Annotated in this window: 10 protein-coding genes and 2 pseudogenes; 8 read left to right on the top strand and 4 right to left on the bottom strand. The window is 38.5% G+C overall.

What is annotated here, in order from left to right:
- The first annotated feature begins 70 nt into the window (after nt 1–70).
- From H539_RS31945 to H539_RS0101595, 4 genes are all read left to right on the top strand, one after another.
- Nucleotides 71–337 (top strand): hypothetical protein, encoded by a 267-nt coding sequence (locus tag H539_RS31945; protein ID WP_035321722.1) that lies wholly within the window; start codon nt 71–73, stop codon nt 335–337.
- A 20-nt stretch (nt 338–357) separates the two neighbouring features.
- Nucleotides 358–687 (top strand): low molecular weight protein tyrosine phosphatase family protein, encoded by a 330-nt coding sequence (locus H539_RS27520; protein ID WP_051348405.1) that lies wholly within the window; start codon nt 358–360, stop codon nt 685–687.
- A 367-nt stretch (nt 688–1054) separates the two neighbouring features.
- Complete coding sequence (locus H539_RS0101605) at nt 1055–1471, top strand: VOC family protein (RefSeq protein WP_026692050.1); 417 nt, start codon at nt 1055–1057, stop codon at nt 1469–1471.
- A gap of 680 nt (nt 1472–2151) precedes the next feature.
- A complete protein-coding gene (locus H539_RS0101595; RefSeq protein ID WP_026692048.1) occupies nt 2152–3357 on the top strand; it encodes an MFS transporter in 1206 nt (401 codons plus the stop codon).
- Between the two features lie 419 nt (nt 3358–3776).
- On the opposite strand, the pseudogene H539_RS30535 reads toward H539_RS0101595, so the two are convergent.
- Nucleotides 3777–3980, bottom strand: a pseudogene (locus tag H539_RS30535) (alpha/beta-type small acid-soluble spore protein).
- A gap of 207 nt (nt 3981–4187) precedes the next feature.
- Between H539_RS30535 and H539_RS0101585 the strand changes: the two are divergent.
- Together H539_RS0101585 and H539_RS0101580 are read left to right on the top strand one after the other, a co-directional pair.
- A complete protein-coding gene (locus H539_RS0101585; RefSeq protein WP_026692047.1) occupies nt 4188–7304 on the top strand; it encodes an efflux RND transporter permease subunit in 3117 nt (1038 codons plus the stop codon).
- Nucleotides 7305–7580: 276 nt separating this feature from the next.
- Complete coding sequence (locus H539_RS0101580) at nt 7581–8249, top strand: zinc metallopeptidase (RefSeq protein ID WP_026692046.1); 669 nt, start codon at nt 7581–7583, stop codon at nt 8247–8249.
- A 1006-nt stretch (nt 8250–9255) separates the two neighbouring features.
- Here H539_RS0101580 and H539_RS27515 read toward each other — a convergent pair.
- From H539_RS27515 to H539_RS27510, 3 genes and pseudogenes are all read right to left on the bottom strand, one after another.
- Nucleotides 9256–10308: an N-acetylmuramoyl-L-alanine amidase family protein gene (locus tag H539_RS27515; protein ID WP_081415751.1), complete on the bottom strand. Its 1053-nt coding sequence runs from the start codon at nt 10306–10308 to the stop codon at nt 9256–9258.
- A 161-nt stretch (nt 10309–10469) separates the two neighbouring features.
- Nucleotides 10470–10628, bottom strand: a complete 159-nt coding sequence (locus tag H539_RS31280) for a hypothetical protein (RefSeq protein ID WP_155889915.1) — start codon at nt 10626–10628, stop codon at nt 10470–10472.
- A 458-nt stretch (nt 10629–11086) separates the two neighbouring features.
- Nucleotides 11087–11224: pseudogene (locus tag H539_RS27510) on the bottom strand (four-helix bundle copper-binding protein); the annotation flags it as partial.
- Nucleotides 11225–11578: 354 nt separating this feature from the next.
- Between H539_RS27510 and H539_RS0101545 the strand changes: the two are divergent.
- Together H539_RS0101545 and copZ are read left to right on the top strand one after the other, a co-directional pair.
- Nucleotides 11579–11902 carry a metal-sensitive transcriptional regulator gene (locus H539_RS0101545; protein ID WP_026692045.1) on the top strand — a complete coding sequence of 108 codons (324 nt, stop codon included), beginning with the start codon at nt 11579–11581 and terminating at the stop codon, nt 11900–11902.
- 13 nt (nt 11903–11915) lie between these two features.
- The gene (gene copZ / locus H539_RS0101540; RefSeq protein WP_026692044.1) at nt 11916–12122 is read left to right on the top strand and encodes a copper chaperone CopZ; all 207 of its coding nucleotides are present in this window, start codon (nt 11916–11918) and stop codon (nt 12120–12122) included.
- Nucleotides 12123–12130 lie beyond the last annotated feature (8 nt).

Here is a 12130-nt window from a genome sequence, read left to right as displayed (position 1 = left end):
ATAGAAATACAGTCTTCAGAAAGATCCTCTTACACGATCCTTTGTTCAAATAGGAAAGGAAGGAATGATTATGGAAAATTCCTCAAAGCGGATTTCAGAAGAAAAAGATATGCATCAAACTATAAAGCCTCAGCATGCAATAAACTCCATGGAACTAGAAAGGACGCCGTTTAATGACGGTAGTAAGCACGTCGACATTGTAAATGGTTTTCAAGCCCCTAAAAAAATAGAGCAAATCCCAAAATGGTATCAGAAGTCATTCAAAATTATTACAATTTTGTTCTTAATAGGTTTTATTTTAATCATGCTGTTTCAAGGGATCCAGCCATTCCTTTAATTATTTCTGAGGTGAGAAAGATAAAATTATTATTTGTATGCAGCCGCAACAGGTGGAGAAGTTTAACCGCCGAGAAGATTTTTCACGAAGTGAGCGGGCATCAAGTTAGATCAGCTGGGACTGAGCAAAATGCCCGTATTAAAGTAACAAGCGGACATATCGGCTGGGCGGATTTAATTTTTGTTATGGAAAAGAAACATACCAGAAGATTGAGAGAAAAATTTGGACCCATGCTAAATGGATCCAGGAAAGTCATCTGTTTAGATATTCCTGATGAGTATACGTTTATGGATGAAGAACTTATAGAAACTTTGAGGTCGAGAGTTTCAGAGTTTATCGAAATATCTTAAATGGATTGGCTGCGGCAAGAGTAAATTGATATCGTATCTATGGGCTATATGAGTGACGGTGTTAGGGAGGCAGTAAAGCCTTCAAAAGAAATAAACTAGTGTAAAATGATAACATTACTGACTGCTGGGTTCTTTATCTGCATTAGTGCTAACCATTACGCCTTATCAAGGCCTAACGTTATAGGGCCATTATTGCATAAGACAATAAAAGCATTTCGAAAAACAGTTTCGTTATAACGAAACTGTTTTTTATATATTCAACTTTTCACGATTTTATTTCCGAATATGATAGGGAAATTACATTCAGCATTGAATATATAAAAGAGCGTGTGATGCACTGAATTCCTATTTCAGGAGGTTGATAATTATGTCAGGAGAATTATGGCTGAACCTGCCAGTAAGAGATTTAGAGCGGGCCAAGGCATTTTATACTCAGCTGGGATTTCGGTTAAATGAGCAGTATGCGAGTAAGGACGGATCCTTTAGCATGATTGTCGGGAACAACCAGGTTGTTTTAATGTTCTTTCCGGAACCCTTATTCCAAGGCTTTGCTGGAAATACTGTGGCAGATTCACGGCAAGGAACTGAAGTGTTAATCTCTTTGGGGGCGAACTCCAGGGATGAAGTTGATGAATTCGCCCTCAACGCTGAACGTGCAGGCGGCATGGTATTCAGCGGGCCGGGCGAAAGGGATGGCTGGATGTACGGCTGCGGTTTTGCCGACCCGGACGGTCATCGGTGGAACGCTTTATATATGGATATGAGTAAAATGCCGCAGGGCTGAGGACCTGATCTGCCATGTATATAAAAGTAATTGCCATAAAAGCATATGCGCGTTTAATGGATAGTTGGACCTGCTGTGTCATTCCGAATTGGATACCTGAACATATCCGTAATTATGCTAATCATTTTTCCGCATTTTCGGGCAGTAACTGTTTGGCTGCTGTCTTATTTGCAATTACGAAACAGGAATGGATGATTCATGAGTGAATACATCCGGAAACCTTTAAAGAGAGCCTGGTTAGAGCTGAATATAAAGTAATAAAGGATAAATGAGGAACGGGGATGTTATAACTTGGGTTAATGATAAGGATGTAATCCATCACTCATCCTATTACATGGGAAATAACCTTTTCTTTAATAAAAATGAGCAAACCTTCTTTAATCCTTGTAAGATTATGACCTGGAAAGAATTGAAGGAGGAATGGGACCATTACGAAAAAAAGATTTATCGAACACAAAAGTAGTGCTTCCGGAGTAAGTTAAGGCTGCATTACCAGTGGTGGTAATGTATTCTGTTTATCTCTCATATTTAATGGATAGTAAGTGTTTCAATAGCGTTAAAATTTGTGATGAATCTAATCCCCCAGATTCATCCGATCTAGATTGGAGCTATAAATTAATGAGACGTCCAATTTAACATTCCCCTTTTCAAGGTATCATCTAAAAAATGGGGGATATAAAATGATAGGGAACAAAAACTTTTCTTTATTACTAGTGGGTCAATCGTTCGCTAATATTGGCGATGTTTTATATATAGTCAGTGTCATTAAAACCATTTTTGTTTTAACAGGCTCTTCAACTGCATCGTCCCTTGTGCCATTTACGATTACTTCTTCCATGTTCATATCTAGTCTGTTAACACCTCTTTTGGTTGGGAAAGTCAATCTTAAGTGGTTGATGGCTGGGTCGCAAATCGGAAAAACGATTTTGCTATTTATACTTGGGTTTATGTTAATTGGAATTACAGCATCAAATTATTACTGGATCTTTTGGATAATAGGGTTAATTGTTTTTCTTGATGGATGTGCTAATCCAATAAGACAGACATTGATTCCAAATTATGTAGAACGTAAACATTTAATCCAAGCTAATGGTTTGGCAGAAACGGTTACACAGGTCATACAAACAGTCATGTGGTTCGCAGGGAGTATGTTTCTACTTATTATGAATTCCCAACAACTGGTTTGGTTAGTGGGAGCTTTGTTCGGGATTGCGAGCTTCTTACTCTGTCTTTTAGAAAATGTAACTCATAAAGCTGACCCAAAAGGGAAACTAGAGCAAATTAAAGAGGGATGGATAACTTTATCTAAAACTCCAGTATTAAGAAAAATTGCCTGGATCAGTTTTTTCGAAACATTGGCAGGAACCGTTTGGATTGCGGCTATATTATATGTGTTTGTCAGCGAAGCATTGCAAGTTGATGAAAAATGGTGGGGGTTTATCAATGGTGCTTTCTTTTTAGGATTAATTATAGGAAGTATCTATTGTCTTAAATATTCTACTTTTGTTGAAAAGAAATTGGGTTTCTTTATCCTCGCTGGTTCAACTGCCAGTTTCTTAGTCACAATACTCTTTAGCATGAACAGCATCCCAATTATTGCATTACTGTTATCGCTCTGTACAGGGATTTTCGGGCAACTGAAAAACATCCCTCAACAATCCATAATCCAAACTAGTATCTCGAAGAATCAGCTGTCAACCGTATATACTTCATTAGGTGCGATAGAGTCTGGAATCTTTGGCGTTGGTTCTCTTGTTATGGGATTACTAGCAGATTCGTTAGGGATTAGAGTCGTTTTCATTATTTCAGGAATATTGCTGGCGATCGTAAGTACAATAATTCATAAAAATAAGCGATTGTTCGGTAGAAATCTAATGGAAAAATAATAGTAAGCTCATCGAAGACGATTACATATTGGATGGGTTATGGCATTTGCTGTCTTAAATGTATTCGGATACTTAGCTTATTTTGTATATGGGAAAAGGATTCGATCTAAAATTATTAGTTGACTGGCGTACGGCTGCTTAGACAGCCGTTTTTTATTGTTAGTATAAAGGGTAGGTAGTGCATGAAAAAAGTATGAAATTCTTTAAATTGATTAAGTTCCTTGCGAGATAGAAAAATAATTAAGAAAGATTGGAGAATAAGAATATAAAATTTGAGGAAGAGAAAAGAAATAGCGAGAGGAGAAGGTGATATTTTGAAAGCATTAAAAGAGAAACTAGATGATTTATGGGCAAATGTTATTGATGAAATGAATATGAAATAAAGGGACAGTTCAACACTGCCCCTATGTAAGTATGAATTATCTAAAACCAGACATTTGCTGCTGAGCCAAGCTGACTAAACGTTTGGTAATTTCGCCTCCAACGGATCCGTTGGCACGCGATGTAGTATCTCTCTCCCAGTTGTACACCGAATTCCTGAGTAATCTCATATTTCATTTGTTGAATAGATTGTCCTGCACCTTGAACTAATATAGTTGATTCTCATTGCTGTTACTAGCCATTTCTTGAAACCTCCTGAGATTTGATGGTGTTACTTTAATAGATGGACTTTGCAGAGTTTGCGTTATACATGCTGTTTTTCCAATGTTCCATTCCGTTTTAATCTGAATTTAATTCTTCTTTAACCAGGAATTCAGTTTCAGAACTTACACTCCAAGTAGTGAAGCATAAATTTTACACTTCTGAAAAAATGGATGGAGGAAAAGTAAATGAAAAAAATAGTGGAAGGGACGATGCAAAGAGCTATTTTAATGATCGTTTGTGTGGTCATTATCCTGGCTTGGGGCGGAATTTCAGCTTATCAAATGCAGCGGGATTATCTGCCCGGCATCAATAATACGACCTTAACGGTCAGTATGAAACTGCCCATGTATCAAGCGGAACAAGTAAAACAAAATATCACAGATAATCTTGTGAGTGCCGTTAGACAAACGGATGGATTGCAGGATATCGAGACAAGCTCTTACGATGGCGGCGTGTTCATGAGTTTGTATTTTCCGATGAATGCAGACATGAAGCAGGCGGAAACAGATGTTAACAAGGCGTTATCAAATGCCGATATCCCTTCTACCATTACTCAACAGCCGGTTGTAACCCGCATTACGACCAGTTCATTTCCGATTTTAACGTATAACCTAACGAGTGATAAATTAGATCAAAATACTTTGCGGTCAACAGCCCAGCAGGACATTGTGAAGCAGCTGAAGACCGTGCCTGGTGTATCAGATGTAACCACATTTGGTGGAGCAAAAGACGGCTATGTGTTAACCGTAAGAATGAAGGATCTGGCTAAAAATAAGTTAACATTGGATGATATCAATAAATCCTTTACAGGTGCCATTCCGGCATTGCCAAAAGGGAATATCATGCATAACCAGCTCTCTATTCCAGTCAATTTTGAAGGATGGAAATTCAATGAGCAGCAAGTAAAAGACACGAAGATCAAGAATGCAGAAGGAAAAGCTATTCCTTTATCAGCAGTAGCAGCCGTTTCTCATTCTTTAAACGATGTACGTACCGTTGCAAGATCTGACGGGAAAGCCAGCGTGCAGCTAAATGTTATCAAAACACCAAGTGCTAATATCACGGATGTGGCTAAAAATGTAAAAGAACGAGTTCATGGACTGCAGCTGGTAAAAGACGGTTCAGTACATCTTACACCACAGCTTGACCGTGAAAAAGAATTAAATGATTCATTGAACGGATTGATTCGAGAAGGACTTTTAGGATGTTTGTTCTCCATGATCTGTGTATTCTTCTTTTTCCGAAATGTTCGTTCTACTTTACTAATAGCTCTTTCCCTGCCAATTTCGCTATTGGCAACGGCGGCTATACTAAAAACAATGGGAATTACACTTAATATATTAACCGTATCTGGTCTTATTGTAGCGATGGGGCGGATTGTCGATGATTCCATTGTTATTCTGGATAATATGTACCGAAGAAGAGAGGAATCTAAAGATATAGCATTGCTTCCTCTGTTAGGATCTGCTGTACAGGAAATGCTTCCGGCTATTTTGGCTTCCACACTGACCACGGTCGCGGTATATATTCCAATCGCATTTGTTGGCGGTTATGTAAGTGCTTCTTATAGTGGATTTGCCTGGTCAGTGGTTATAGCCTTGATTATCTCATTTTTTGTAGCGATGCTGGTGATTCCTACCCTCGCCTTTATGGGCTGGAAAGGGGCTCCTTCAGCGAAAAAAGCCGTTTCACTCGATCAGTCAATGAAGCCATTGCTTCTAAAAAGTTTAAAACATCGAAAACTAGTTGTGTTGGTGTCCGTCCTTATCTTTGCATGTGCAGCTGCGTATTCTGCATTCCTGCCGGTATCCCTGCTGCCTAGTGCGAAGACTGGCCAGGTTGCCATAAAATTGGAGCTGCCTCAAGGCAGCACATTACCTCAGGTCGATGCTGAAGTGCAAAAAGTTGAAAACAGCTTAAAAGAAAATTCAAAGGTAAAATCTTATTCTTCTACGTTTGGAGCTGCAAGCACACCGCAAAGTGATGATGTGTTTGACCAGGGCGGAGGATTTTTACAGAAACCAAACGTGGCCAACGTTTCAGTGGAGCTGAAGAATGAAAAAGAGGCGGATGCCGTTATTAATCAGCTGGCCTCTGACCTTCCTGAACTCTCAAAAGATGTAGCATACACAGTTACGAGCCAAAATATTTCAGGCGATGACTCGCAAATGAAAATCATGTTTACGGGTTCAGACCAAGATACCTTAGATAAAACGGCTGAAAACGCACGAACAGCTCTAGCAAAGATAAAAGGATTAAGTGTGGATGGGAAAGTGGACTTAACCAACGGTCTGCCAAAATTCAAAGTATCCTTTAATCAGCAGGCAATCCAGGAAAAAGGTGTCCAGATTTCTGATATTACCAAAGTGATTAATAGGTACTTGTCTCAAACAAAGGATGCTACATTAATCGTTAATCATATGAGTCTGCCAGTTGATGAATATCTAGATCAAATCGCATCTGGTGAACAAGCATCCATTCAAGTAAATGCTACACCGGACCAAGTAATAAAATCACTTGGTAATGAAACATTCCAAGGAAACGGTAATCAAACCGTTAAATTAAATGAAATTGCTTCTATTAAAAAAGATACGTCTCCTTCAACGATAAATGAAAGAAACGGCTTGCCTTATGCAGTGGTTACTGCTCAAATCACAGCGAAGGATATGAGTAAAGTATCCAGTCAGGTAGACGACGTCTTAAAGAAACAGGACCTTCCAAGCGGAGTAAACTACTCTATGGGTGGCATATCTCAACAAATTAAGGACATGATTTTTGATATGTCTGTAGCTGTCGCCTTCTCCATCCTGCTTGTTCTGTTAATTACCTCTACCTTATTTAAAGGATGGAGAGCACCGTTGTCTGTACTGCTAAGCATCCCGCTGGCTCTTAGCGGCGTTGTGGTAGCCCTTGTTCTGTTCGGGGGAGAATGGAACCTGGCTGCCCTCATCGGTGTATTAATGCTGACAGGTATTGTTGTGACGAATGGAATTGTATTAATTGATAAGATCGAGAGAAATCGTAAAGAAGGAATGGACTTGCAGGACGCGGTCACTTCCGGTAGTCTGTCAAGGGTGCGTCCAATCTTAATAACAGCAGCAACAACGGTACTAACTTTAATACCACTCGCATTTTCACATAGCAGTGATACGGTTATTTCCCAAACACTCGGTATAGTCGTGATTGGCGGGATGATTACTTCGACTATAAACAGCTTCCTGATCATCCCGATTATTTATCAGTGGCTGCATAAGAAACAGTCTGTAAGGGAAATAAGCAGAGGCGCAGACATGCATCAATAAGATATAACTCTTTAATCGGTTTCCTGTCGAGAAAAAATAAAAAAATTGTGCATCGAATTCCGGTGCACAATTTTTTTTACTTGCGAAATAGAGCAGGCTGGCAGTACGCGGTTTATATTCTAGATCTGACCAGATAATAACAGGGTATTTTTCGGTCTATGTCAATTTAATAGGATTTTAATGAAATGTTCAGAGGATGTTCAGTTTAAAACCTTATAGTGATCATGAACAGAAATTAGGAACTCTTTTTTACCGTACCCTGGGAGGTAATATATCATGATTTTCCATCCGTTGGATATCCTATTATTTTCATCTATGGGTATTTCCATATGGGCGGTAATAAAAATATACCGCTCTATTATTCGCTGCCGGAATGTAAGGTCCTACTCAGGTTTCTCCGGTGCTGAGATTGCCAGCCAGATCTTAGAAAGGAAGAATGTAAGAAATATAAGTATCAGGATTGGCAGGGGGTCTCTTCCAAACAGATATGACCCGATCAGGAAGGTCATTCTTTTATCAGAGGCCGTGTATCTTGGTAAAGATGTGTCTTCGATTTCTATTGCAGCTCATACAGCGAGCTATGCTTTGCAGGAGGGAGCTATTCAAAAACTTATATTAGTTTTTAGGCACTATTTATTTCCTGTGGTAAATGCTGCATCAAGAGCAGCCGCTATTCCATTCATATATGGAATATGGACTTCCAATTCCTCACTTATTGGAATCGGGATCGTCCTTTTTTCAGCCGCTGTCGCTTTTCATGTTGCCATACTCCCAATAGAATTAAATACGAGTGAGCAGGCTTTTCACTATATGGTACAAGAGGGATTCATCCGGAATTTAGAAGAAGAAAATGTCCAGACTGTATTGGATGCAATATCCTTTAATTATGTAGCAGCGGCAATTCCCCGGATTCCTATTTATAATATGAATTTAAACGCGAAGTAAATGCTTGGTCATAATCCCAGAATATCAATCCGGCTTGTCATCAGAGGAAGAGCAACAGTGTAAACTAAATAATGGACAGACCAAACCTCTAATTAGAGGTTTTTTGTACATATTAGTAAAATGCGGATAACATATCTTAAACTATATTCCTACTTCCCTCCTGAAGGAATTAAAAAGAAACCACTTGAAAAACAAGGACTGGCTATAGATATTTCCTATTTACCAACAAGGTTTTTCTACTTCGATTAATCCTATACGCGGAGACTACTTTCCGTTTGTCTACGAAGGACAAGCACCATATATATTTTCGTTATATGGATTTTATTTACCGGAAACCGATAAATATTTTTTACCTATATGGATGGAGAACATTCGTGCGTAGCCCATTTATATATGTGCTGAAGTCCCAGACTATAAAAGCTACAAAGATAATTCTAAAATCATGGCAGGAAGAGTTTTCTGATTACGATGATGAAGAGGATAAACAGGCAGACGACTCAATTTTGTTCATCTCTCTTGCAGTCTTCAAATGAGACATAAGGTATTGACCGCATCAGTGAAAAAAAAGGCGATCCAGTTAATTGAAAAAGGTGGAGATCTTGCTCTGGGAGGAAGGCGATGAGGAAAGTTATCAAGAAAGAAAAAAGGTACTGGAAGAGTTTAAAATTAAGCTGAAAAACACGAAGTCCAGTCTATTTTACTTTAAGCCATAAACGTATATTACCTATAGAGAATGTAAGAGGACAAAATAATCTAGCATTATTACAACCGGTCTCCTTATTCTCGAATAAAAGATTGTGATAACATTGTACTTAAACTAAAGGGTACATTGAAGATCGTCGGGCTATTTCTGTGGCCTTTTTGTTATTTATCAAAATAATTAAATGAAAAAATATGGTAAAGGGGATTGTTATATGATAGAAGAAAACAATCCATTTTTGCATGATATTGTTGATAGTGATGTTAAAAACCACAGGTATAATCCCTGTGGTTTTCGCATTGTTAATTAGTATTTTTTAAAGTAACTCACAATTCCGTTAGTAATGCCAAAAGCTGCTTTATCTCTGAACGAACTTGTCTTTAACAAAGATGCGTCATATGAATTGGACAGGAACCCTGCTTCTACAAGAACGCTCGGAACTGTGTTCTTTCGGAGAACGATAAAAGATTCACTTTTCACACCATTATTTTTCAAACGGGCTGCCGAGTAAGTGGAACTCTGGATGAATGTTGCAAGTTCCTTGCTTTTGGCTGGATATGGATTAATTCTGTTATCATCTTCATCCCTGGAACCATTATAATAGGTCTCCAGTCCGTTAGCTGAAGAAGATGTGTACGAATTATTGTGGATGCTCACGAAAATATCCGCTCCAACCTTTGAAGAATAAGCGGCACGAGTATCAGGAGAAACATAAACATCCGTACTTCGAGTTAAGTACACCTTCGCTCCGTTCGCTTCAAGCTTAGTTTTCGCTCTTTTTGCTATATCGAGAGTAATGTTTTTTTCGTATAAACCAAACCCAGCAGCTCCAGGGTCGCTTCCTCCGTGTCCAGGGTCTAATACAATGATATCACCTGTTGTTAAAGGTTTCACAGCCGTAGTGGAAGTTGTGGCCGTTGCTAAATAATCTTTTGACACATAAGCATCTTTACCGTTATATGTGACGATTTTCCAATTCCCTGTCTGTCCGTGTGTACTAATGATGGTTCCCTGTGCATATGAACCTAGAATTCTGGCTGAAGTGGATGGAGTTTCTCTGATATTCAGCGAAGTGGCGGTCACTTTATATTTAGTTATATAGAGTCTGAGATATTGGTCGAAGGCATATACAGTCTTACCATTGTAGGATACCTTATCCCAATCTCCAGTGGTGCTTATTGCTTGCAATACCGTCCCAGTCGGAACATTTGCAATGATTCTGCTGGAAGTAGACGGTTGTTCCCGTAAATTTAGGGAGGTAGCGTTATACACTTGAACGTTCGTGTAAGCACTGGCATTTATAGCGGCAAGTGGCAATAACATAAAAACGGCAACAAACGACAATAGGAATTTCATCATGTTTCCCTCTCTCTGATGTTTTATCTATTAAGTTACAAAATTATTATAAAGTTAAAAAGCAGGGAAAACAGGAGATAAAAGTCACATTTCATCATAGGTCGATAGGTCTTATAATTGCATCCCTTTTTAATCATAAGGCTCTATTAAACATTCAAGTGGCATTAACGGATATGATGGAGAGTAGAAGAATCGAATGATATTTCTAATACATCCCGATGACTGTTTCCTCGTGCCTTTAATGACTGCAATTCCTGGCTCACACGTGAATGAATGACATGGCTGTGCAGATAGATCATGGACGGTGCCTCGATAATGACCATGCAAGTAAAAAACCATAGCCCGAGTTTCAATGAAATTTTTATTGAATCATCCTTTTGCTTAATAAGCTATTTTATCTGGAAAGTGTGAAGAAATTATGCAGATTTACTAAACCTATAAAAAATGTGTAGTGCAACTCTAGGAAAACCATTATGGTTATATACGTATCCACCATAAACGTTGTGAGGCATGAAGAGCAAGGGAAATTAACCTTTGAGGGAAAGTATTTCAGGAAAGGGGAATAATGGTTTTTAGCTGTGTCCATTCTGCTTCTAATAATCGCAGCAACCAGGCGTAAAAAGAAAGGAATGGTTGCTAACGGTTTAATAATAACTGGAATGATTAACTTAACAGCAAGTGTTTTGATGATTTTGGGGCTATACGATCCGTATCAAAATCATATCCGATAGCCTTATAGATATAATACAAGCATCGGTGTCGGCATCGCTGTGACTGCTATTGCACACTCGCGATCCAAACTGATACATTCTGCCATCATGTTGACATCCTCTTCTTTTAAACAGGAATCAAAACAGGTATTGCAGGCATCCAAGCATTCTAAGCATGCCTTGATGCAATCTTCATACTGGGTTGGCATGGTGTCTTCCTCCTCATATTGGGTTCGTTTTTATGATTACCCCTTTTTAAAAAGGTGTAACAGAGAGAGGGGGGAACTCCATAAGATCTGCACAGATCTTAACATTAGAAGCTACGATAATGAGGCTTATTAGTGGGGATACCAAGAATCTATTTAACGAATAGGCTTTTTAAATAAGTTCTTTATGTTTTTATGGTACCTTGTATAAAGAAATAAGAACCGATACATAGGGTGATTAATTTTTTTAAAAATAAGTTTACTAAAAAGTACTCAATACGAATTTAGCCTTTTTTGAGCAAAACCCTTCACATAGGGTGGGGGGGTAATGTATGATACTATAAAGGGGGTGGAGAAATGGATGAAAATGTAAATAAGCATTGTTCAGATCCTTCTCAAGAAAGAAAAAGCCACCATTCAGAAAAAGTAAAAAAGAATCTGGTCACCAGGTTAAATCGTATTGAAGGGCAGATTCGCGGTATTAAAGGAATGATTGAAAAGGATACTTACTGTGATGATGTCATTACTCAAATTGCAGCGACACAGTCAGCTTTAAATGGTGTGGCAAAAATCCTTCTTGAGGGGCACTTGAAAAATTGTGTTCTGGATAGAATCAATGAGGGAGATTTGGAAGTGCTGGATGAAGTACTTGTTACAATAGATAGGCTGATGAAAAAATAAGGGAGCGATAAAAATGGAAAAAACAACATTAAATGTAAATGGCATGTCTTGCGGACATTGTGTAAAGGCAGTGGAAGGTAGTGTAGGAGAACTTTCAGGGGTCAACTCTGTAAAAGTGCACTTGAAAGAAGGAAAAGTGGACGTAGAATTCAATCCTTCTGAGGTGTCTCTAGATAAAATTAAAGAAACAATTGATGACCAAGGATACGATGTTAAATAAAAAGGATA

The sequence above is a fragment of the Peribacillus kribbensis DSM 17871 genome (assembly GCF_000430765.1).
GTDB lineage: Bacteria > Bacillota > Bacilli > Bacillales > DSM-1321 > Paraperibacillus > Paraperibacillus kribbensis.
Note: the sequence above shows the minus strand (reverse complement) of the source record. Positions and strands in the feature narration are given on the sequence as shown.